Raw genomic sequence first — 22,754 nt, forward strand, 5'->3', positions numbered from 1 at the left:
CGCTGGGGGTGGTGCATGCCCCATTTTTCATTGGAGCATCACCATGTCCCTCGATCTCGAAACCACTGCCGCTGAAGCCGCGCCCGTACAGGGCGAACTGCTCGATGCGGAATCTTCCCCTCTGACCCTGAGCCTTCAGGATTTCGTCGGCGAGTTCGGTGACGAACTGCTCGACGCCCTCAACAGCGCCAACCCGCCGGTCTATAACGGCCAGCCGCAGGCGCACCGACAACTCATCGTCGCCAGCCTCAAGCGCAAGCTCTTCCAGGCCCAGGCCGAAGTCGTCCACGCCGCCGCGGAGCTGCTGATCGATCGTGGCGAACGCGCCGCGATCGTCAATGGCGAAATGGGCTGCGGTAAGACGACCGTCGGCATCGCCACGGCCGCCGTGCTCAACGCCGAAGGCTACCGCCGCACCCTGGTTCTTTCCCCGCCGCACCTTGTTTACAAGTGGCGGCGCGAGATCCAGGAAACAGTGGCGGGTGCCAAGGTGTGGGCGCTCAACGGGCCGGATACGCTCGTCAAGCTCATCAAGCTGCGCGAGCAGTTGAACGTCCAGCCCACGGGCCAGGAGTTCTTTGTCTTGGGCCGGGTCAGGATGCGGATGGGGTTCCACTGGAAGCCCGTCTTCACCCAGCGACGCACCCGTCACGGCAACGTGGCGGCTTGCCCGGACTGCGGCACGGTCATCACCGACCTCGACGGCGAGCCGGTCAACCCGGTCGCACTCCAAGCCGAGGAATACCGCAGGAAGTGCAGCCATTGCGCCGCGCCCCTGTGGACGCTGATCCGCCCACGCAGCCTGTCTGGCAGCGACCAGTCCTCAGCCGTGCTGAAAGCCTTGAAGCGCATCCCGACTATCGGGGAAGTCACCGCGCAGAAGCTGATGCAGAAGTTCGGCGACGGGTTCCTGGCGTCGATGCTGGGCGACAACATCCATGAGTTCATCAACCTCATGGACGGCAACGGCGAGCTGGTGTTTTCCGACCGTCAGGCCACGCGCATGGAGCGTGCGATGGCCAACATGGAGTTCGGCTTTGGCGAGGGCGGCTACCAGCCGTCCGAGTTCATCAAGCGCTACCTGCCGCAAGGCACGTTCGACCTGTGCATAGCGGACGAGGCTCACGAGTACAAGAACGGTGGCAGTGCCCAGGGCCAGGCCATGGGCGTGCTGGCGGCGAAGGCTCGCAAGACCTTGCTGCTGACAGGCACGCTGATGGGCGGCTACGGGGACGACCTGTTCTACCTGCTGTTCCGAGCCCTGCCTGGGCGGATGATCGAAGACGGCTACCGCCCGACCACGAGCGGCAGCATGACCTCGGCGGCCATGGCGTTCATGAGGGACCACGGGGTCCTCAAGGACATCTACTCCGAAAGCACCGGCACGGCGCACAAGACGGCAAGGGGCACCAAGGTATCGGTGCGCACGGTCAAGGCTCCCGGCTTCGGGCCGAAGGGGGTCTTGCGGTGCATCCTGCCGTTCACGATCTTCCTCAAACTCAAGGACATCGGCGGCAACGTCCTGCCGCCGTATGACGAGGAGTTCCGTGAAGTCGCAATGGACACGGCGCAAGCCGCGGCCTACCGCGACCTGGCGGGTCGGCTGACCGCGGAGCTGAAACAGGCTCTGGCGCGACGCGATACGACGCTGCTGGGTGTGGTGCTCAACGTGCTGCTGGCCTGGCCGGACTGCTGCTTCCGGTCGGAAACCGTGGTGCATCCGCGCACGCGCAACACCTTGGCGTTCGTCCAGGCTCAGTTCAACGAGTTCGAGGTGACGCCGAAAGAGCGCGTGCTGATCGACATCTGCAAAGAGGAGAAGGCGCAGGGCCGCAAGGTTCTGGCCTACACGGTCTATACCGGCACGCGCGACACCACGTCGCGCTTGAAGGTATTGCTGGAGCAAGAAGGTTTTCGGGTGGCAGTGCTGCGCGCAAGCGTGGACGCCAGCCGCCGCGAAGACTGGATCGCCGAGCAACTGGACCGTGGCATCGACGTGCTCATCACCAACCCCGAGCTGGTCAAGACGGGCTTGGACCTGTTGGACTTCCCGACGATCGTTTTCATGCAGTCGGGCTACAACGTGTACTCGCTCCAGCAGGCGGCACGCCGCTCCTGGCGCATCGGACAGAAACAGCCGGTGCGCGTGATCTACCTCGGCTACGCCGGTTCCTCGCAGATGACCTGCCTGGAGCTGATGGCCAAGAAGATCATGGTCTCGCAGTCCACCTCCGGCGACGTGCCCGAATCGGGCCTGGATGTGCTCAACCAAGACGGTGATTCCGTCGAAGTCGCGCTGGCCCGGCAACTGGTCGCCGCCTGATCCCCACGCCAACGCCGGCCTCGCGCCGCCGGCTTTCCATTGTTCCCACCTTGCAGCCACGCCCACGGTCTCCGTGGACGTGGCTGCATCTTCACTGGCCCCTTCGGGGGCCTTTTTCTTTGGAGGGAGGCTTTCGGTAAATCGGGCGCTGCCTGGTTCGCATTGTTTGCTGCCGCTCGTGGCCCGAGCGGCGATGGTGAGGGCTCGATGTTTCAGGACGACGCGCCATGTGCCCCTCTCCACCCTGGTTTCACCATCCCGAACGCCGCCTGCTGGCGGGTTTTCTCGGCCTGCTTTGGTCGGTGCTGGCCGGTGGCTGCGCGACGACGACCGCGCCGGTCGCGCCCCACACCATCGAGGAAGTCTCGGCCGCGCCCGAACCCGAGGCGCCGGAGTACATCCCCGTCGTGCGCTACGGCCGCTATACCCTCGTGGAACTCGCACCCACGGCGGCGCAGCGCGACCTGCTTTTGCAGACCATCGATGTCGCCATGCCGGAAGACGCCCGCGCCACGGTCGGCGACGGGCTGCGGCATGTGCTCAGGCGCAGCGGTTACCGACTCTGCGAAACCGCGCATGCCGTGGTCGAGCTGTACGCACTGCCACTGCCGGCAGCGCACTTGCACCTCGGCCCCATGACCCTGCGCGATGCGCTGCTCACGCTGGCTGGCCCGGCCTGGGAACTGCATTCGGATGACCGCGCACGGCAAATCTGCTTCGAGCGGCCCGGCGACAGCATGGCCGCCGACAACGCCCACGCGCTGCCCGCCACCGAGGCGGCGCAGACCTTTCCGCTGGCGCCCGCGGCATCGGGAGGCCAGCCATGAACAGCCCGCAGCCCGCCCATCGTTCAACGGCCGCCGTGGTGGTGCAGAGCCTGATGTGGCTCTGGCTGATCGGCCTCAGTGTCCTCGTTGCCCTGGGTTACCAGGCGATGAACGACCAGGCCGACCAGGAGCGCCTCGATTCCCGCCTGCAACGCCTCGAAGCGCAGGCAACAGGCCTGGCCGAGACCATCGAGGCCATCCAGCAGCGTCCGGCCGTCGCAACGGCGGCGGATCTCAAAGACATCCGCCAATTCCTGGAAGCTCGTGCAGCCCAGGTCGAGAAAACGCTGAGCGCCTATGCCGCTGCCGACGACCTTCAGGCGCTGCGCGCCGAAGTCGAGCAGGTCAAGGCGCGGCAGACCGCTGCGCGCGCCGCTACACCCGCCCAGCCGCGCACCAGGAACAAGCCCACCGCCAAGCCCGAACCACCGCCGCTCCCGTTCCGCATCGTCGGGGCCGAACTGCGTGCCGGCGAGCGCAGCGTGTCCGTCGCGCCAAGCAATGGCGACTTCACGCCCGACCAGCTTCAGGTGCTGCTACCCGGCGATGCGGTCGGCCCGTGGCGCTTGCAGGCCGTCGAGGGCAACACCGCCGTGTTCCAGGCCGGCGACCAGACCCGCCGCGTGGCGATCCCCTGACCGGAGCAGATCGCATGAAGCCATCGATCATCCTTTCCGCGCTCTTGCTGGCGTCCACCCAGTGGCCCGCCTGGGCGCAGCAGCCCGCCACAGCCCCCGCCCGCAATGCGCAAAGCCAGGAGCGCCCGCTGGTCGCTCGCGTTCTGGATGACCGGGTGGCGAGCGACTGGGGCCTGCAACCGCAGGAGTGGGCGCGCTACCGCGAACTGATGGACGGGCCGCTGGGCATCTACTCGCCCAACCTGGACCCGCTGTCGGCCCTGGGCATCGAGGCCCGCACCGACGAGGAACGGCGCCGCTACGCAGAGCTGCAGGTGCAGGTCGAAGCGCGCCGCGTGGAGAAGCTGCTTGCCTATCAGCGCGCCTACGACGAGGCCTGGCAGCGCCTGAACCCCGGCATGCAGCGAGTGAACCTGCCGGACGACAAGCCGGTCGCCGGAGCCACGCGCGGCTCCGGCCGCACAGCGGTGTTCGTCAAGGACGGCTGCGATGCCTGCGGCCAGCTCGTGCAGCGCCTGCAATCGGCGGGCACCGAATTCGATCTGTACATGGTCGGCAGCCGCCAGGACGACGGGCGCATCCGCGACTGGGCCAAGCGCGCGAACGTCGATCCGGCGCGCGTGCGCCGCGGCACCATCACGCTCAACCACGACGGCGGTCGCTGGCTGTCGCTGGGCCTGCCCGGCGACTTGCCCGCAGTCGTGCGCGAGGTGAACGGCCAATGGCAGCGCCAGCCGTAGTCGCCACCTCTGTTTCGCAGTTCTTGCGCGCACTGACGCTCGCCGCCGGCCTGTGCGCCTGCGTCGCCCAGGCCCAGGCCCAGGAGGTTCCGCCGCCGGCCTACCAGCTCGCCGCGCAGCGCGCAGGCATCCCCTCGACGGTGCTCTACGCCGTGGCCTTGCAGGAGAGCGGCATCCGCCGCAATGGGCGCATCGTCCCGTGGCCGTGGTCGCTCAACGTCGCCGGCCAGTCGCGCCGCTATGCGACCCGCGCCGACGCCTGCGCGGGCTTGCAGCGGGCGATGCGCTCCACGCCGCACACGCGCATCGACGCGGGTCTGGGCCAGATCAACCTCGGCTACCACCAGCAGCGCTACGCCACCGCGTGCGACCTGCTGGACCCGTACCGCAACCTCGCCATCGCCGCCGAGATCCTGCGCGAGCAGCACACCCCCGGCGAGGACTGGTTGCTCGCGATCGGCCGCTATCACCGTCCTGCGGGCGGTGAGCCCGCCGCCCGCTATCGCCGCAGCGTGTCGCGCCACCTTGCCCGCGTACAGGGCGCGCGCGCAACCGCCGCGGTTCTCGCCGCACGCCAGGAGACATCCCCATGACGACATCCCATCTGGCCTTGCGGGGCCTGCTCGTACTGCTGGCAGGCTTGCCGCTGGCCTCGCTTGCCGGCGAGCCGCTGATCGTGGTCGAAGACCGCGGCGGCGCGTCGGCGCTGCCGTACTACGAAGCCCTGAACCTCCAGCCGCGTGCCAACGCGCCGGCCCGGCCGCCGATCCCGACACCCCAGGTTCCCGCCACGCCGGCGGACGAGGCCGCGATGCTGCCGGTGCGCAGCGCCAAGCTCACGCCCGGCACCGTCGCGCGGCGGGTCATCGAGGCCCCGGGCCTGCGTCCTTTCGTGGTCGTCGGCGACGACGAGGCGTCCCATGCCTGGCTTCGCCGCCAGGCGACCGCGCTGCGCGAGCGTGGCGCGGTCGGCCTGGTGGTCAACGTCGAGACCATGCAGGGCCTGGCGCGGCTGCGCGCACTGGTGCCCGGTGTACCCCTCGCGCCCGCGTCCGGCGACGACCTGGCCGAGCGCCTCGGCTTGCGGCACTACCCGGCGCTGATCACGGCCACCGGCATCGAGCAATGAAGCCATGTCGGGGAAACAGCCGGTCGAGGTACTGCTTCGCCCAGCGGTGGAGCTATACACCGTTGCCGCATGCGCGGGCGCCGCGTTTCTGTCCCTGGTGGCCCCATGGTCGCTCGCGCTGAGCCCGTCCATGGGCGTCGGCAGCGCGCTGGCGTTCGGCGCCTACGGCGCGATCCGCTACCGCGATGCCCGCGTCATCCTGCGCTACCGGCGCAACATCCGCCGCCTGCCGCGCTACGTGATGACCAGCAAGGACGTGCCGGTCAGCCAGCAGCGGCTGTTCGTGGGGCGCGGTTTCCTGTGGGAGCAGAAGCACACCCATAGGCTGATGCAGACGTACCGGCCGGAGTTCCGCCGCTACGTCGAGCCGACGCCGGCCTACCGGCTGGCTCGACGGCTGGAAGAACGATTGGAGTTCGCGCCGTTCCCGCTGTCTGGGCTGTCCGCGCTTACCGGCTGGGACGTGCCTTTCAACCCGGTGCAGCCGCTTCCGCCCGTGGGCGGCTTGCCCCGTCTGCACGGCATCGAGCCCGACGAGGTGGACGTCAGCTTGCCGCTCGGCGAGCGCGTCGGTCACTCGCTGGTGCTGGGCACCACGCGCGTCGGCAAGACCCGGCTGGCCGAACTGTTCGTGACCCAGGACATCCGGCGCGTGAACGCCGCGGGCGAGCACGAGGTGGTGATCGTCATTGACCCCAAGGGCGATGCCGATCTCCTGAAGAGGATGTACGTCGAGGCCAAGCGCGCGGGCCGCGAAGGCGAGTTCTACGTCTTTCATTTGGGCTGGCCGGACATTTCCGCGCGCTACAACGCCGTGGGGCGCTTCGGCCGCATCAGCGAGGTGGCCACCCGCGTCGCGGGGCAGCTTTCCGGCGAAGGCAACAGCGCGGCGTTCCGCGAGTTCGCCTGGCGCTTCGTCAACATCATCGCGCGCGCCCTGGTGGAACTGGGACAGCGACCGGACTACATGCTGATCCAGCGGCACGTCATCAACATCGACGCGCTGTTCATCGAGTACGCCCAGCATTACTTCGCCAAGACCGAGCCCAAGGCCTGGGAGGTGATCGTCCAGATCGAGGCCAAGCTCAACGAGAAGAACATTCCGCGCAACATGATCGGGCGCGAGAAGCGCGTGGTGGCGCTGGAGCAGTACCTCTCGCAGGCACGCAACTATGACCCGGTGCTGGATGGTCTGCGCTCTGCTGTCCGATACGACAAGACCTATTTCGACAAGATCGTCGCCAGCCTCTTGCCGCTGCTGGAGAAGCTCACCAGCGGCAAGATCGCGCAGCTCCTGGCCCCGAACTACTCCGACCTGGCCGACCCGCGCCCGATCTTCGATTGGATGCAGATCATCCGTAAGAGGGCCATCGTCTATGTGGGCCTGGATGCACTCTCCGACGCCGAGGTCGCCGCAGCGGTCGGCAACTCGATGTTCAGCGATCTCGTGTCGGTCGCCGGGCATATCTACAAGCACGGGATCGACGACGGCCTGCCGGGCGCATCGGCCGGTGCGCGCGTGCCCATCAATGTCCACGCCGACGAATTCAACGAGTTGATGGGCGACGAGTTCATTCCATTGATCAACAAGGGGGGTGGCGCAGGCCTCCAGGTCACCGCGTACACGCAGACCCTCTCGGACATCGAGGCCCGCATCGGCAACCGCGCCAAGGCCGGTCAGGTGATCGGCAACTTCAACAACCTGTTCATGCTGCGTGTGCGCGAAACCGCGACCGCTGAACTGCTGACTCGGCAACTGCCGAAGGTCGAGGTCTATACCACCACCATCGTCAGCGGCGCGACCGACAGCTCCGACATTCGCGGGGCGACGGATTTCACGTCGAACACCCAGGACCGCATCAGCATGTCCAGCGTGCCGATGATCGAGCCGTCGCACGTCGTCGGCCTGCCCAAGGGCCAGTGCTTCGCGCTGCTGCAGGGCGGCCAGCTTTGGAAAGTGCGCATGCCGCTGCCGGCCCCGGACCCGGACGAGGTGATGCCGGCAGACTTGCAGCAACTGGCCGGGTACATGCGCCAGAGCTACAGCGAAGCGACGCAGTGGTGGGAGTTCACCAGCGCCCCGGCATTGCAGGACGCAGCCTTGCCTGATGATCTGCTGGATGACGCCGCGCTAGCCGAACCGGCCGCCTTTGGCGCAGGCGATACGGATAGCGACGAGGCAGCGCCATGAGCGACGCGGCCAGCACCACCCAGCGAGAGCAGAACCGCCGTCGGGGTTTGATTATCGGCACGATAACGCTGCCATTTCGGCTGCTCGGGGTGCTGATCGGCTCGCTGCTGTTCTCGATCGTGATGGAGTGCGTCGGCATGCACCTGTTCTGGAAGGATCAGGGCTGGCGCCATTCCCAGCAGATGTTGCAGTACGAGCTGGGGCATCTGTCCAGCCACTTCACGCGCAGCGTCGTCGTACAGGAGCCGGGCCGCACGGCGCACGAACTGGTGGATACCGGCTACGAATGGGTTTTCGTGCGCTCGGGGCTGCTGGAGCGTATGAGCCAGACTGCCGAGCGTGCGCGCACGCCCAGCCAGGGGCAGACGCTCAATTTCCGCTACTACATCAGTCAGGTCTATGTCTGGGCCGAGAACTACCTGATTGCCGCGGCCTTCACCACCCTCACGTTCCTGGTGCGCCTGCTGGTTCTGGTGCTCACGCTGCCGCTGATCTTCACCGCGGCGTTCGTCGGCCTGATCGACGGTCTTGTGCGGCGGGACGTGCGCCGGTTCGGCGCGGGCCGGGAATCCGGCTTCATCTACCACCGCGCGAAGGCGAGCCTGATGCCGCTGGCCGTGCTGCCGTGGATCACGTACCTGGCCTTGCCGATCTCGGTGCATCCACTGCTGATCCTGCTGCCCAGCGCCGCCTTGCTGGGACTGGCCGTGAGCCTGACTGCGGGTAGCTTCAAGAAGTACTTATAACCACACACAGCACCGAATATCGACGTTCGGTGCATATTTAGAACCGAAAGAGATCAAGAGCTCTCCGTCCGGAGCAGCCACTCAATCTGTCGCCGTGCTGTGGAGATGATCTGTCCAAAGATTCGCTCCTCAACATCCGGCTCACGATTTCCAGTAGGAAAGTCGGCAGACCTGCCTCCACCGACCAACAAAACCTGAACAGCAGAGCCAACGTACTTTGTCAGTTCATGCCTATAGCCGATTGCCTGTACGTAATCACCGTGATTCAGCGCGTGGCTTGGCCGTTTGAATTCGATCAATAAGTACTTGCCGCTCAGATTCTCGTTGAGAAGCAGGTCAGGACGTTTGTCGGCCTTGTCTCCCGTATAGACCTTCCCAAGAACATCTTCCACTTGTCGCCGCAATGTGCTGTTTGAGCTGAACAGGGAATACTCCGGACCAAACACCCACAAGTTACGTTCCAGGGCTTTGTGCAAGACGGCCTCGGTAGTTGTTGCGTCACGAACAAGCAGTTCCAGTTGATCAAGAAAAACTTGGCGCGCTGCGGCTTGCTGAACCAGGAATGCCATCTCTGCCAAGCCAAACTCATCCAGCCGCTCGGCCACCACTGCAACGTCGCTCGAAGTTGCTTCCGCAATGTGCTCAAGAAGAATACGGTAATCGGATCGTTCCATTGCCTCCAGCAACACATTCACCACCGGCTCGACCTTGCTCTCCGGTTCGCCGTAATACTTGTCGAGGATTTTCTTGATCGCCCGATCTGCAAAAACCCTTTTGTGTTCCGGCAGCGCTGAGAGTCGAGTAAGGATCGCTTTTTGCAGTCGAGCCTGTGCAAGCTGGATCTCTTGCCGGTACTGCTGCTCATACGCCTCCCGGAGAATGGGCTGGACGTATGCCTCAACCTCCTTCAAAAGTTCACTATTCTCAACGGCAGCATCCCAACCAGCAGTGATGTGATCGCGCAGTCCGTCCGCCTCGACTTCGCCGTAGAGCTTGCGAAGTAACTTGCGCGGGAAGTCATCCCGTTGATCCAAGCCAAAGAATCCTGGCCGCCCCACGGCCTTGCCATCCACGCGCAAGGTAATGCCAGGCTGACGCAATCCTGACTTGCCATCGCTGATAGAGAACCGCAGTTTCACCTTGCCCACATTTGGCAAGGACTGATCCTGCTCTGCATAACGCCCTGATACGTCGTCAACATCCAGACGCTTGTCGTCAACCGTGATCGCGAAGTCATCCTGCCGACCGTAATCCTGTAACAGGATCTGGCGTAGGCGGTTGGCATCCGGGTAAGCCAAACCCTGGTGCAAGTCGTTGAGCGTAATGGTTGTCCCGTGGAGTTCGGGCGCGCACGGTTCGCTGTGCAAGCTGATATCCAACTGCTCGATATCTTCAACGCGCGCAAGGTCATCCAAGCGCAGCGAAATCCGGCACAGGCGGCCGCGCGCACGCGTTTCGAGCATCATGGTGGCCGCCGCCATGAGGCCAGAAAACTTGCCGATGCCTTTTCTGCCCTTGACCGGGCGGCTCTTCCCGGCGGTACGTTCTCCGCGCCGTGAGCGGCGATCGGATGCAATGGCCAAATAATGCCGCCGCAGCTCCTCTTCGGTCATACCGCTTCCATCGTCCTCAATGACGATGGAGCCACCGCTCAGTGGCTTCGGGAGAGTGACAGATACGTGCTCGGCGTCGGCATCCCACGCGTTATCGACGAGCTCCTTCAACGCCCGCTCTGATGACGGGTATTCCTGACTCAGCAATGTGGCGAGTCGGGAATCAACCTGAAAACGCAGCTGGGCACGGCTCATATCAACGCTCCTTCAAATCAGTCCTTCACTTCGAACCGCAGGAAATCGGCCAGCCGCTTCGACTCTGCGATTTCATCGTGTGGCACCAGGATGTATTTCCACGGCTTGCCACCGACGTTTCTGGCGTGATCTGAAGCGTATTTGCACCAGCGCAATGCCGCCGCAGCCTTGGCGACGACTTCATCCGATTTCAGATCGTCGCGCTTCTTGGTCTCGGCCAGCAGGATGAACGCATCCATTTCCACCACGAAATCCGGCACGTACTCCGGCTGCTCGGTGCCGAGCTTGTAGTAGATCTGGAACTGTCCCTTCGCGGGCTTGAACCACTTGTTCGCGTCGCGTTCGAGGATGACGGCGAAGCGGCGCTCGGTGTCCGAGTCGAACTTTTGCAATGGGTAAAGGCACTTGGTGAACCCGCCGAACAGCATCTGCTTGATGCGGCCCACGTCCTCCACCGTTTCGCGGAAATGGCGCGGGGCTTGTCCCGCCGTAGCGGTGTAGTTGCAGGCTTTCAGTTCCGTGAAGCCGCGACTGACCTGCACCTCGAACTCGGTCGCTTCCTCGAAGAAGTGCGCCATCATCTGCGAGTGGATTTCCTTTGCGATGGTCTTGCGCTGCCCATTCAGCACGTTGACCGCCTCGGATTCCGAGAGGTAGCTCTGCAGGTGCCGCACCATCTGGCCCGCCAGGTCATAGAGCAGGTCGGCGTGGGTGAAGTAGTCGATGTCGTCGAAGTCCACCAGCGCGTGGACGATGTAGTCCTCCGGGCGCTGTTCTTTCAGGCCGATTTCCGCCGCCAGCGCAAATTGTTCGTTGGTGCGCAGCATCTGGCCGACGATCTCGCGCTCGCCCGGTTGCAGGCGAAGCTGGCTCACGTCCAGCAAGAACGGGCGAAAGCCGGTCGTGACCTCACCCTTGGGTACAACGGCAATGCGCGGGATGTCGATAGTCTGTTGCACCACGATCTCGGTGGTCTTGGCTACCACTTTGGTCAGATCAATCACCGGTGCCGCATCGTCCGCGCCTGCCAGCAGGTTGCCCTGCATCGGCTTCAGGCGTTCTGCCACCTCCGCTTGAATGACCTTCTGCACCTCGGGCGTGAGCAGTGCGCCACTGGTCGGCACTAGATCACGCTGCGTCTCCAGCTTGCCGATGACTTCGATCACCACGCGCGCCGCTTGCTTCTCGGCCTCGGTGGTGAACACCGGCGTCGGCGCGGGTTTTGCCTCGCCACCATCCGAGTCAGAGTAGGCAGCCGCCGAGGCTGGATCAACTGCGGGCGCGGCATCCGCCAGTCCAAGCCGCGCTGCAGCACCGGAGCCGACCTGCACGCTTACCTTCTTGTCGTCGGCACTGGGCACGTCGAGGATGATCTGCTTCAGGCGAATCGGCGAATCGCCACGGTTGGCCTCGTCGATGATCTCCTGAAACTTGTCGTGGGCAACGATGTTCAGGCGATCCACCGCCGCCACGCCGGTGCGCTTGCCATAAGGCAGGCGCAGGCCGCGCCCGATGCTCTGCTCGATCAGCGTGCGCGCGTTGGCGGCGCGCAGCGGCACGATGGTGTAGAGGTTGGTCACGTCCCAGCCCTCCTTGAGCATGTTGACGTGAATCACGATCTCGGTCGGCTCGTCCACACTCTCCACAGCCAGCAGGCGCGAAATCATCTCTTCCTCTTCCGCGCCGGTGCGGCTGGAATCGACCTGGATCACCTTGCCCGCGTAACGCCCTTCGTAGAAGGCTTCCGATTCCAGAAGTGCCAAAAGACTCGCAGCGTGCGTGGTGTCGCGTGCGATGACGAGCATGAAGGGCTTCACCGGCTTGACACCGTTCTCGCGGGCATAAGTGAGCAGCTCGACCTTCGTGGTTTCGTGCAAGCGCACGCCGTCTTCCAGCTTGGTCTTCTCCACTTCTTCCGGCGTGTGGTCGCTGGCCTTGAAGTTGCGTTGGGTGACAACCGCAGGCTCCTTGACGAAACCATCCTCCATCGCCCGCGCCAGCGGGTAGTCCATCACCACGTTCTTGAACGGCACCGGCCCCTTGCTGCTTTCGACGAACGGCGTCGCCGTTACTTCCAGGCCGAACAGCGGCTTCAGCTCGTTGATGGCACGCACGCCCGCGCTGGCGCGGTAGCGGTGCGATTCGTCCATCAACAGCACCAGATCGGGCAGGTTCGCCAAGTGGTTGAAGTAGCTGTCGCCCAGCACTTCCTTCATCCGCTTGATGCGCGGCTCCTTGCCGCCGCGCACTTCGGAGTTGATCTTGGAGATGTTGAAGATGTTGACGCGCACGTCGTGGGCGAAACCCTGCGGTTGGTCGTCCACCGCTGCGCCAGTCTGGTCGTAGTTGTCACCGGTGATGATCAGCGGTGGCTGCTGCGCAAACTCGGCAATGCCCTTGAACACGTACTTCGGCGTGTTGCGTGTGAAGTCCGTGATCAGCTTGTTGTAGATGGTCAGGTTGGGCGCGAGCACGAAGAAGTTGTTGATGCCATGCGCCAGATGCAAATAGGCGATGAACGCGCCCATCAACCGCGTCTTGCCGACGCCCGTGGCCAGCGCGAAGCACAGCGAGGGAAACTCGCGCTCAAAGTCCTCCAGCGTGGGGAACTCGGCCTTCAGCGTGGAAAGAACGGCGGCGATATCCCGCTCATGGCCCAAGAGGTCAGGCGAGGTTTCGAGCGCGCGAACCAAGCGTTTGAGAGATTCCTCCTGCGGCGGGCGCAGCGACAGACGACCGGTGACGGCGTGCAGGACACGGCTGTTCATTACTCGTTCTCCCCAAACAGACCGCCCTGATTCAAATGCGCAGCGGGCACTTTCCTGCTCTTGGTTTTCTTGTTCGCTCCGGCGGCTGCCGAGGCATCAACGGGATCGGGCTTGGCCATCGGCAGGTTCGCCACGTTGAGGCTGTAGTCGTCGTGGCCCCATTCGCAGCGGGCCAGCACCATCTTCGGAATCTTCTTCAAGGTCAGGTTCGGCCAGCGTTCTGCCGCCTTCGCCGCTGTCACGCCTCGGAAGGCAGAGCAGCAGACCAGCAGGCTCCGGTCGGAACCCACTTCGTCGGAGAGTGCCTGCAACTGGTCGGCAGACAAGTTCTGCGTGGTAACGTAGATGAAGTCGCGCTCGCTGGAGTGGCCGTGCTGCCACCACTGCACCTCGGAGGGTGCGTAGGTAAAACCTTCCACTTTCGCCAGCGCTTCGGCTAGTTGCGCGGCGTTGTATTCAGGATTGATGACCGGGTTGCCCCAGCGGTCGTTGACGATCAGGCTGGGCGCGAGGCTGTAGTAGCGGAAGCCGCCTCCGCCTTGCCAGTTCACGCTTTCCGTGACGCCGCCTTTGTCTTCACCGGCGATGACTTTCTGCAGGCGCGGAATGATGTGCGTGTGACAGTGCTCTCCCAGTTCCACCATGATCCAGCGAAGGCCCATCTTGTGCGCGACCGCGCCAGTGGTTCCAGAGCCAGCAAAGGAATCGAGGACAAGATCCCCGGGGTTAGTAGACATATCAAAAATGCGCTTCAGCATGTCTTCTGGCTTTGGAGTATCAAAAACATCTTCTCCAAACAATGTCTTTTGATGCGCCTTGGTTTGCCGTGTTGTGTCGAGGTCATTCCATATCGTTGGATAAGGCCGCGATGGACTATCCGGTGCAAACTCTCGGGTATACGGAATCCAGCCGGTTTCGCGCTTTTTCCAAATCAACTCGTTTTTTTCAATCAAATCCTCAACAGAGGTTTTCCCCATTGCCCATCGTGCCTCCCTGCCATCATCGTGAATCGGCAGTACTTCCGTTCCGTCAGGAGCGGTTAATGGAAAGAACATCGACGGACGGTCAGAGCGAAGGCTATTCTTGCCGTTCTTTTTCAAGAGACGGTCGCGATACGGTCTGTCAGATTCGGCATCTGGCTTACGGTACGCCGCCAATATCGAATCATCGTATTTCTGTCTGAATGGGCGAGATCCAGGAGTTTTCGTAAAACACAACAAATACTCGTGATCTGGCGTGATTGGTACTTTGTTATCGTTCGGGCTATCTACCTTTTTCCAGATAAACGTCGTGACGAAACAAGCTCGTCCAAACACCTCATCGCACAGCACCTTCAGGTATTGCGCTTCGTTGTCGTCAATAGTGATCCACAGCGAACCATCATCTGCTAGCAATCGCCGAATGATCTCCAGCCGGTCGCGCATCAGCCCCAGCCAAATGGAGTGTTCTAATCCATCGTCGTACTGCTTGAACGCGCTGCCTGTGTTGTAAGGCGGGTCAATGAACACGCACTTCACCTTCCCCGAGAAATCTTGCTCGAGAGCCTTCAGCGCCAGCAGGTTATCTCCGAAGATCAGCCTGTTATCGAAGATATCGTTCTCTGTAACGCGATGCTGGGCGTGGTACGACTTGTCCGGGTCTTCGAGCAGAATGCGCGGCTCCAGCTTGGGGCGCTTTTCCTTGCCGATCCATGTCAGTTCTAGTTTTTGCTTGCTCATGGCATCGCTCTCATAGTTGGGGGGCCTTGCCCGACAAGTAGTCGAGCAGGCGCTTGCGCGGATAGGCATCCGCCGCAGTATCGATATTGCGCAGAGTGGGTAGCGTTGGATCGGCGGTCAGCGCGAAATGCGTTTCCATCAGGTCGGCCATGAACGAGGCGACGCTGCCCTGATTGCGGAAGTAGGCCAGTGGCCCCTCGCCGAGCAGGCGTTGCCGCCCGAGGTCGAAGGTCTGCTGCCGCAACTCGTCGAGCGGCTGGCTGATCAAGCCGGGAATTGCTGCGGCGTCCATGACCGTCGCCGCGCCGATGCGTTGGCGCAGGCGCTTCATCATCACAGCCGTGATGACATGAGTGGCGTGGCGGTAGATCAGCTTTTCTTGGCTGCGCGCCGCCGCCTTCTGCTCGTAGTCGACCACCAGCGTGCGGATGGCCCGGTGGCACAGCACGGCGTTGAGCAGGGCCACGCCGGTCAGGGTGGCCGGGAACAGCGCCTGGTATTCGGCGGATTCCGGATTGGCCAGCCGCGCCGGTTCGCTTTTGAGCCAGACCGCGTAGCGCGGATCGTCCTGGCGCGAGGCGAGCGCGCGCAGCGCCTCGTCGAGCGAAATAGCCTGGAGGCCGGTGGCCGAGGCTTCCGGACGGTAGTGGTAGGCGAAGCCGAGATGCGCGATTTCTTGCCGCAACCGCTCCTGGTTTTCGTCCAGCGAAGCGAAGTTCGCTGTCTGCACTGGGTTCTGGTGGTTGCGCGCCTTGGTGACGCGCTTACCGAACGGGCCGTCCGCCGGGGCCTTGATCAAGGTGAGCATCACCTTGGCATCGTCGATGTTGCTGCCTGGATGCTGGGCCACGAACTCGGCGGCGGACGCGACCGTCTGCGCGCCGTTGATGATCGACAGGCCACGAACCTTGAACTTCCGGAACCCACTGCTGGGGTTCTTTCCCTTCAACTCAATCTCGTCGCAGACCGCCGTCACGCCGTTGTTGAGGTAGAAGAAGCTGCCGGGATCGTCGCGCAGGGTCGTCTTGATGGCCTTGTTGACGTCGGATCGGCTGCTGCCGAGGAAGTAGCGGATGTTGCGCTCGTACAGCGCCTTGCCCTTGTCCTTGTGCAGCGCGACCAGGTCGGTCAAACGGGCGATGCCGTAGTACGTCGTGCGCGGGTTCTCGACCTTCGCGTGCTTCTGCAAGGCGATGTCGGTATGAACCGGCGGATAGGCTTGCTCCGCCAGCAGGTCGCGGGTGATGTCGACTGCCGCGTAGTAGTCCACCTGCTTGTCGAGCCGCTCTTCGTCGAGATCATCGTCGTCCAGCAGCACTTGCAGCGCATCGATGGCCGACTGCGACACACCGTCCCCAGTGTAGGGCACGACCAGTTTGATGCGACTGCACGCATCGAGCGCGCCTTCGATCTCGGCCTTGCGGTTGTGGACGTTCCCATTGAACCCGGTGAAATCCTGCTTCAGCAGCAGCCGGATGCCGGTGCAGAACGATTGTGCTTCATCCTGCTTGAACTGCTCGGATTCCTTCAGCTTGGTTTGCAGGAGGTAGAGCGTTTCCGTGGGGGCGTGGTAGTGGATCGCATCCAGCCCCTTGTCGTTGAAATCGTCCACCACGGAAGCGGCGGCGTCCTTTGGCGTGATGTTGAGCAGCTTGTTCAGGGCGAAGGCGCTGAAGGCACGCGAGAGCTGCTTGGCAGCCTGATCCTCCGGCTTCGCCGCACCCAGGAGGGGCGGAAGGAACGGCACGAAGCGCTCCGCCAGAATCTTCTTCAGGACGGTCATGTGCTGTGGTTCAAGGGCCGCCATGTCAGTGGTACTTCCCGTAGCGGTTCTCGAATGCGGGTTTCGTCCCCTCCAAGATGGTCACGACAGCTTCGTTCAGCCCCGTGTTCTCGATGGCTCCCGATTCGTAGCGGATAGTGGAGTCCGATGCGCGGTCGAATCTTGCGTGGATGATTTGTTCGGCGTCGCACACAACCGCCAAATTGGGGTTGTGCGTGACCATGATGATCTGCCGCTGCTTTTTGGCTTCGGAGAGAACGGGAACGAGCAGACGGAACACCGTCTCGTTGTCAAGATTCTCTTCCGGCTGATCAAGAATGATGGGGGTTTTTCCCTTGTCCACCAGCAAGTAGAAGATCAGCAAGAGCGCGCCACGTTGACCAGGGGACAGTTGCTCGATCTGCGTGTCCTGGAAGAGGAGCGAGTAGCGAGGCTCAAGGAAGTTCAAGCCAAAGATGAGGTCATAGACGGCCGCGGCCGGCTGCCCCTTCTTCAGCAAACTGAATATCCCGGCATCCGAGCCGGAGGCCTTCGCCGCTGCCAAAACCTTCTCCTGCAAGGAGGCAATGAAGGCTAGCGCCCCATCCTTGCTGTTCAGGTCATGGCCATCGAACAATCTTCTGATGGTCGCCGGTGCTTCGTCCTGCCCGCGAAAGTCACCTGCGGTCTGCTTGATCAGAGCAAACAACTGGTCGGCGATGGCGTCGGCGGATGCCGCCAGCGTTGCCTGGAACTGCAGCCTGTAGTCCTCGCGTATCAGGACATTTTTCTGAATCAGGTCTTGCACCGGCTTGAACAGTTCCGCACGTGCACGCCGCTGTGCATCGAGGGTATCGAAGATTTCCCCGGACAACTGCAAACGCCTCGCTTCCAAAACCTTGAGCTGCTGCGGAAGCTCCTCGATCTGCTCGATTCTGGTTTCCAAGCCGACCTTGGTCTCAGGGTCGGTGATTGAGCCGATGAGTTCGTCGCGCTTCGTGTTCCATTCCGCAAGCTGGCGCTGGTAGGCCTCATATTGCTGTTGCGGCGCGTTCAACTTTGCGGTGAAACCTTGCTGGGTTGCAGTGGCGGAATTGAGGACTTCCGCCAGTTTTTCAGCCTCGATCTTTATCTCGCCTTGCTTCGTCGCCAACTCGGTCGATTTTTCTTCCAGAACGGCGGTCTTGATGTCGATGGCGGCAAGATCGGACCAAGCGAAGCCAAGAAGATTGAGATCGTCGGAGACGGTTTTTTCGGCTTGATCGAAAGCACGTTGCAGCAATCTCAACTGCTCACGAATATTTCCTATGGCCTTTTGACGTTTGGCCAGTTCAGTGGTCTCGCCAGCGATCTCTTGGCTGCGCTTTCTGGCAGCGTCCACCTGTTGACTTGCTGCCGCCAAGCCTTCAGCCGCTTGTTTCTGCTCGGGGCTCATAGCTTCGGTCGGCACCGCAACCTCCGCAGGCTTCAGCTTGTCGTGTTCCTCGATCTGCTTGCTCTTCAGCAGGAGCAGATCAGTGAGTTTTTTCAGTTCAATGGGTTGAAGCTGCTCCTCGATGCGAACGATGGTTGCGTTGGTCGATGTCAGTTCCTTGCGGTATTCACCCAATCGGTTCCTGAGCGATTGCTCCTGCTGCTCGGTCAACTGATCGAAGTCGAGTGCGCCAAGCCTCATTTCTTCGCTCGCATGGGAGAAGATCACTGACCTCAGCTCTTTCTCAAATGCGTTCGACTTACCCGATACGTGCTCATTGCAAAGCTCTTCGAAATAGCCCTGCGGGATGTAGCGAACAAGCTCGGCCTTCTCCTCTGAAGGTGACTCATTCAACGGCCTGGACTCGGTGCTTTCGTCTCGCCAGGTTAGCGTTCCGGTGAAGTGGCGAGCGGGCTCGCCGGTCTTGCCCCAAAAGCGATCCCTCTTCAAGAAGCTGAAGTGCTTGGACTGCTTGGAGTTGCCGAGCGTCGCGATGACATCCGCCAATGCACTCTTGCCACTTCCCTTGTTCCCAATAACGGCGACAAGATCGGGGTTCAGCAGGATGTCACAGCCATGCAGCCACCGCCCAACGCCAGCCTTGTCCCCTGTTTTGGTGATCTCGATCGACTCGATGTAGAAGGTCTTGTTGGACTCGACTTCTTGAACCTTGGGCGGCTTGTCACCAATGAAGGAGCGTTTCGCTGGCTCAAGAATGGCTTGCTTGAGGCCGTGGAACGTCGGGTCGGCTTTGATCCACGTCCTTTTCCCGGAGGGGAAGTCGCCATAGCCCCGCTTGTTGTTGTCGCCAGGTGTTCCAACGAAGCAGTGGGCGTCGCTTCCTGAGACTGCCAAGCGCGGAATATTATTCAGACCTGCTTGAAAATTCTTGAACCACTTGGCGTTGCCGGCTGTCTGCTCGCCAACAAATGCGCCACGCAGGTCGGTGTCTCGTGTCTCGAAGATCGGAGAAGTTTGAAAGAGGTTCATGGCATAGGCGTAGTGCTCTTGCCACCCAACCTCGGCCAGTCCGTCATTCGTATCAAACGGCATAAGGCCAATCGCGTGCTCGTTCGGGACCTTCCGAATCGCTTCCCTGTATGAGTCAGCGTTGATCTCCGCAATCACCGCCCCAGCAAGCAGAGCCTTCTCGTCGGAAGCATCTACATCGGCCTTTTTGAAGCCGTGATGCTTCAACTTGTCCTCGCCGACCTTCCTGGCAAGCTCTCTCAACGCAGGCTCGGAAAGTGGCCTGTCCACTAACTCAATGCGCAAGGCAGATATGAAATCCCTGAGCACCTGTTCATCGACCTCGTTCGAGAACAGTACGTGTGCATTCAGTCGCCCCTTCATTGGCGCGGCAAGCCGAAGTTCGATCCCTGGAAGGACGGTTTTTTTCAGGACGGGGGCGTCCTCGTCCTTGAGGCGCTTTCGTAGTGCAAGCCAGCCGTCAAAGGTCCAGTAATCCATGATCGCGAACACAGCCGGTTCTGCCTTGTTCATGGCTTCGATCATTTCATCGACCAGCTTCTTGCTCTTTGCAGAAGAGAGATCGACATCGAACCTATCTCCCGACCAATGAAACGATGCTGGTGTATGGACATGCAGATCCCACTGCCGCCAAATTGCACCCCGAGAAATATCTCTTTTTGTAATCATGTCAGCCCCCACTCGATAGTGAACAGCGTGCGCTCTTCCACCCGTTGATGGAGCTGCACCTCCAACTGACTGATCAAGTCGTTGCGCTGCGCTTCGACCTCATCCTGCCGATTGAACAGTTCCCGCCGCAGCTTGCTGCGCTTGCCTTCCAGTTCGCGCTGCTTCTTCTGCCATGACAGTTTTTCTTCCAGCGTGGGCGAGGTGGCTGCCGTGCGGCGAACTTCCTTGATCTCGCGGTCGATCTCCTTGATTTCTTGCTCAAGGCCGAGTTTCAGGTCATCGGCCCAGGCGTCCAACTTCTGCACTTCCTGCTCGAAGTAGCCAAGGTTGCGTTGGTTGATGTCGCGCAGCAGCTCCGTCTTGCGGGTTGCCACGTTGGCTACCAGCGTGGCGTCGCCTGCGTTATTGAACAGGCTCGCTGCCTGCGTGGTCGCGGGCAGGCGCAGCAGCTTCTCCGGGTCTTCTTCGTCCAGCGACACGCCGTCAGTAGTGGTGGCTGCAACCAAGAGATGCTGCTCCTGATTGCCCAGGGCTTCGACGACAAGCAGCTTGAGCGTGAGCCAACCAGCCTTGCCGCGATACGGCTCCAGGGTGCTGACCTTGCTGCCATAGCCTTCATAATCGAACACCAGCTTGGCCCCATCGAGCGTGCGGGTCTTGGCCTGCTGCGCGATCCACAGCGCCAGCGGATGATTGATGCGGTACAGGTGCGCGTCACCGGAGCGGCGTGGCAGTTCGTAGCGCCCCAGTTCGATGCCTTCAATGCTGCTGCCTTCGATGCCATCCGGCGCGCGCCACAGGTGAAAGCCGTCGTCATCGAAGCTGGCGCAATCGCCCAACTCTGCCCGACTCAAGTCCATCAGCATCCGCTCGAAGCGGCTGCGGGCGCTGCGGCTGTCCTCGGCGCGGACGCGGAGTTTGTCCTGCACTTCCTCATCGAAGTTCTCCAGCAAAATCTGTCGGGTCTTGACCATCGCTTCGCTGATCTCGCCGGAGAGGTCGAGTTGGAGCTGTTCGAAGCTGGCCTTGATTTCGCTCGGGTTGCGGCAGTTCTGATAGATGTCAGCGATGCGGCGTTCAAAGTCCACGCCGGAGCCAATCGTGCCCAGCACTTCATCGCTGGCCCCGAACACGCCGTCGAACAGTTGGAATTTCTGCTCCAGCAGTTCGTACACGCGGGCGTCGGCCTCGTTGCTGCGATCCACGAAGTTGACCACTACCACGTCGTGCTTCTGCCCATAGCGGTGGCAGCGCCCAATGCGCTGCTCAATGCGCTGCGGGTTCCACGGCAGGTCGTAGTTGATGACCAGTGAGCAGAACTGCAGGTTGATGCCTTCCGCGCCCGCTTCGGTGGCAATCATCACCGTGCCGCGTTCCTTGAAGTGCTCGACCAGTGCGGCGCGCGTGTCGGCGGTCTTGGAGCCGGTGATGTGGTCAGTGCCTTCGTGGCGTTTGAGCCAGTCCTTGTAGATGGCCTGCGCGCGGGCGTCGCTGTTGGTGCCGTTGAAGAGGACGATGCCGTCGCCGTAGGACGTGTCCGCCAGCAGGCTCAGTAGGTAATCCTGCGTGCGCCTGGATTCGGTGAAGATGATGGCCTTCTTGGCCGCGCCCAGCCGATTCAGTTCGGCGAATGCTTTGTCCAAGGCCGTGAGTAGCGCCTTGCCTTTGGCGTTGTCGCGGATACTGGTGGCCAGCGTTTTGAAGTGGCGCAGCTCGTCGATCTCGTTGGAGATGGCGGTGCGCTCCTCTTGGCTAGGCCCGGCCGCATCCGCTGCCGGGTCGTCCTCGCCGTCGGCGAAATCCTCTGCGCCGCTTTCGTCAGCAACCTCATCGAGCGACTCGTAGTCCTCGTCCAGCTCGTCCGTCAGATCGACCACCGGCGATGCATCGAGCACGCCTTGCAGGCGCTTGGCCATCGTTTCCAGCGCGCCCGCAATGGCGTGCGTGCTGGACGCGAGCAGCTTCCACAAGACGAGGGAGATCAGTTGCCGCTGGCTTTGCGGCAGCGCTTGCAGGTTGGGGCGGCGCAGGTAGTCGGCGACGAGGCGGGACAGTTCCTGCTCCTCGTTTGACGGGGTGAATTCCTGCACGATGGCCTTGCGCGCCGTGTAGGAGACGTAAGGCTGCACCTGCTTGCGCAGGGTGCGTTTGCAGACGGTGGCCAGCCGTTCGCGCAATGCTCCGAAGGCTTGATCGCGCCCGCTGGAGGTGAATTGCGCGCGGAAGCTGTCAAGGTCGCCGAATACACGATCATCGATAATGCTGACGAGACCATAGAGTTCCACCAGCGAGTTCTGCAAGGGTGTGGCCGTGAGCAGCACCTTGGAATGGACGTGCGCCATTGCGTCCTTGAGCGTCTTGGCGATGACGTTGCTGGTCTTGTAGACGTTGCGCAGGCGATGGGCCTCGTCCAAGACGACCAAGTCCCACTCGATTTCCTTGATATCTTTGGCCTTGGCCTTGGCGAACTGATAGGAGCAGATGATCGGGCCGGATTCCGACAGAAAGGGGGCCTGCTGCCCCTGTTTGCGGGCCGCGTTGTAACTCTTGGCTTCGAGGATTAGCCCCTGCAGACTGAACTTGTCCTGCAGTTCCTGATGCCACTGCTTGCGCAGGTTGGCCGGGACGATGATGAGCACCTTGCGCCGTCTCTCCGCCCAGCGCTGTGAAATCACCAAGCCTGCCTCGATGGTTTTGCCAAGACCCACTTCGTCGGCCAGTATGACGCCACGCGAAAGCGGGTTGCGGCAGGCAAAAAGGGCGGCGTCAACCTGATGCGGGTTGAGATCGACCTGCGAATCGACCAGTGTCGAGGCCAGCGATTCAACGGTGTCGCCCGCCGCGCGACGGGTGAGCAGCCACGCGACGTACTGGCTTTGATACGGCGTCAAAGGTTGCTGCGTCGTCAACGGTGATTCTCCCCTTGTCCTGTCCCGGACTTGATGTGGTGGCAAGTGTGGCAAAAACTCAC

Annotated in this window: 14 protein-coding genes; 8 read left to right on the forward strand and 6 right to left on the reverse strand. The window is 62.1% G+C overall.

Annotation, left to right across the window (positions count from 1 at the left end; genetic code table 11):
• The first annotated feature begins 43 nt into the window (after positions 1-43).
• The 8 genes from OYT13_RS20305 to OYT13_RS20340 all read left to right on the forward strand — a co-directional run bounded on the left by OYT13_RS20305 (position 44) and on the right by OYT13_RS20340 (position 8,594).
• Positions 44-2,323, forward strand: coding sequence for a helicase-related protein (locus OYT13_RS20305; protein WP_268566869.1), 2,280 nt, complete (start codon positions 44-46; stop codon positions 2,321-2,323).
• A gap of 227 nt (positions 2,324-2,550) precedes the next feature.
• Complete coding sequence (gene pilL2 / locus OYT13_RS20310) at positions 2,551-3,150, forward strand: PFGI-1 class ICE element type IV pilus protein PilL2 (RefSeq protein ID WP_023095504.1); 600 nt, start codon at positions 2,551-2,553, stop codon at positions 3,148-3,150.
• The gene (locus OYT13_RS20315; protein ID WP_023095503.1) at positions 3,147-3,788 is read left to right on the forward strand and encodes a hypothetical protein; all 642 of its coding nucleotides are present in this window, start codon (positions 3,147-3,149) and stop codon (positions 3,786-3,788) included. The genes pilL2 and OYT13_RS20315 overlap by 4 nt, the downstream gene beginning before the upstream one ends.
• A 14-nt stretch (positions 3,789-3,802) precedes the next feature.
• Positions 3,803-4,528, forward strand: coding sequence for a TIGR03759 family integrating conjugative element protein (locus OYT13_RS20320; protein ID WP_033999121.1), 726 nt, complete (start codon positions 3,803-3,805; stop codon positions 4,526-4,528).
• Positions 4,510-5,121 (forward strand): transglycosylase SLT domain-containing protein, encoded by a 612-nt coding sequence (locus OYT13_RS20325; RefSeq protein ID WP_033999119.1) that lies wholly within the window; start codon positions 4,510-4,512, stop codon positions 5,119-5,121. Before OYT13_RS20320 ends, OYT13_RS20325 begins: the two co-directional genes overlap by 19 nt.
• Positions 5,118-5,657 carry an integrating conjugative element protein gene (locus OYT13_RS20330; protein WP_023095500.1) on the forward strand — a complete coding sequence of 180 codons (540 nt, stop codon included), beginning with the start codon at positions 5,118-5,120 and terminating at the stop codon, positions 5,655-5,657. The genes OYT13_RS20325 and OYT13_RS20330 overlap by 4 nt, the downstream gene beginning before the upstream one ends.
• Positions 5,658-5,661: 4 nt before the next feature.
• Positions 5,662-7,848, forward strand: a complete 2,187-nt coding sequence (gene traD / locus OYT13_RS20335; RefSeq protein ID WP_023095499.1) for a type IV conjugative transfer system coupling protein TraD — start codon at positions 5,662-5,664, stop codon at positions 7,846-7,848.
• Positions 7,845-8,594: a TIGR03747 family integrating conjugative element membrane protein gene (locus tag OYT13_RS20340; protein ID WP_023095498.1), complete on the forward strand. Its 750-nt coding sequence runs from the start codon at positions 7,845-7,847 to the stop codon at positions 8,592-8,594. The genes traD and OYT13_RS20340 overlap by 4 nt, the downstream gene beginning before the upstream one ends.
• A 53-nt stretch (positions 8,595-8,647) precedes the next feature.
• Here OYT13_RS20340 and OYT13_RS20345 read toward each other — a convergent pair whose 3' ends face one another.
• From OYT13_RS20345 to OYT13_RS20370, 6 genes are read right to left on the reverse strand one after another with little or no spacing between them, the layout of a single operon-like run.
• Positions 8,648-10,402: an ATP-binding protein gene (locus tag OYT13_RS20345; RefSeq protein WP_023095497.1), complete on the reverse strand. Its 1,755-nt coding sequence runs from the start codon at positions 10,400-10,402 to the stop codon at positions 8,648-8,650.
• Positions 10,403-10,419: 17 nt separating this feature from the next.
• On the reverse strand, positions 10,420-13,170 hold the full coding sequence (locus tag OYT13_RS20350) for a DEAD/DEAH box helicase family protein (protein ID WP_023095496.1): 2,751 nt from the start codon (positions 13,168-13,170) through the stop codon (positions 10,420-10,422).
• Positions 13,170-14,888 (reverse strand): site-specific DNA-methyltransferase, encoded by a 1,719-nt coding sequence (locus tag OYT13_RS20355; RefSeq protein ID WP_023095495.1) that lies wholly within the window; start codon positions 14,886-14,888, stop codon positions 13,170-13,172. The genes OYT13_RS20350 and OYT13_RS20355 overlap by 1 nt, the downstream gene beginning before the upstream one ends.
• A gap of 10 nt (positions 14,889-14,898) precedes the next feature.
• Entirely contained in the window at positions 14,899-16,671 is a 1,773-nt protein-coding gene (locus tag OYT13_RS20360) for an AIPR family protein (protein ID WP_228383604.1), read from the reverse strand.
• Between the two features lie 25 nt (positions 16,672-16,696).
• Positions 16,697-19,783, reverse strand: coding sequence for a TrlF family AAA-like ATPase (locus OYT13_RS20365; RefSeq protein WP_033999115.1), 3,087 nt, complete (start codon positions 19,781-19,783; stop codon positions 16,697-16,699).
• Positions 19,780-22,692, reverse strand: coding sequence for an SNF2-related protein (locus OYT13_RS20370; protein ID WP_033999112.1), 2,913 nt, complete (start codon positions 22,690-22,692; stop codon positions 19,780-19,782). The genes OYT13_RS20365 and OYT13_RS20370 overlap by 4 nt, the downstream gene beginning before the upstream one ends.
• Positions 22,693-22,754: the final 62 nt, after the last annotated feature.

The sequence above is a fragment of the Pandoraea sp. XJJ-1 genome (assembly GCF_026802345.1).
GTDB classification, from domain to species: Bacteria; Pseudomonadota; Gammaproteobacteria; order Burkholderiales; family Burkholderiaceae; genus Pandoraea; species Pandoraea cepalis.

What these genes read in the sequence shown, in the direction of transcription:
- OYT13_RS20330 (WP_023095500.1), top strand. Translation starts at nt 5,118, where the DNA reads ATGACGACATCCCATCTGGCCTTGCGGGGCCTGCTCGTACTGCTGGCA.
- OYT13_RS20305 (WP_268566869.1), top strand. Translation starts at nt 44, where the DNA reads ATGTCCCTCGATCTCGAAACCACTGCCGCTGAAGCCGCGCCCGTACAG.
- OYT13_RS20325 (WP_033999119.1), top strand. Translation starts at nt 4,510, where the DNA reads ATGGCAGCGCCAGCCGTAGTCGCCACCTCTGTTTCGCAGTTCTTGCGC.
- pilL2 (WP_023095504.1), top strand. Translation starts at nt 2,551, where the DNA reads ATGTGCCCCTCTCCACCCTGGTTTCACCATCCCGAACGCCGCCTGCTG.
- OYT13_RS20320 (WP_033999121.1), top strand. Translation starts at nt 3,803, where the DNA reads ATGAAGCCATCGATCATCCTTTCCGCGCTCTTGCTGGCGTCCACCCAG.
- OYT13_RS20315 (WP_023095503.1), top strand. Translation starts at nt 3,147, where the DNA reads ATGAACAGCCCGCAGCCCGCCCATCGTTCAACGGCCGCCGTGGTGGTG.
- OYT13_RS20355 (WP_023095495.1), bottom strand. Translation starts at nt 14,888, where the DNA reads ATGAGCAAGCAAAAACTAGAACTGACATGGATCGGCAAGGAAAAGCGC.
- OYT13_RS20345 (WP_023095497.1), bottom strand. Translation starts at nt 10,402, where the DNA reads ATGAGCCGTGCCCAGCTGCGTTTTCAGGTTGATTCCCGACTCGCCACA.
- OYT13_RS20365 (WP_033999115.1), bottom strand. Translation starts at nt 19,783, where the DNA reads ATGATTACAAAAAGAGATATTTCTCGGGGTGCAATTTGGCGGCAGTGG.
- traD (WP_023095499.1), top strand. Translation starts at nt 5,662, where the DNA reads ATGTCGGGGAAACAGCCGGTCGAGGTACTGCTTCGCCCAGCGGTGGAG.
- OYT13_RS20350 (WP_023095496.1), bottom strand. Translation starts at nt 13,170, where the DNA reads ATGAACAGCCGTGTCCTGCACGCCGTCACCGGTCGTCTGTCGCTGCGC.
- OYT13_RS20340 (WP_023095498.1), top strand. Translation starts at nt 7,845, where the DNA reads ATGAGCGACGCGGCCAGCACCACCCAGCGAGAGCAGAACCGCCGTCGG.
- OYT13_RS20360 (WP_228383604.1), bottom strand. Translation starts at nt 16,671, where the DNA reads ATGACCGTCCTGAAGAAGATTCTGGCGGAGCGCTTCGTGCCGTTCCTT.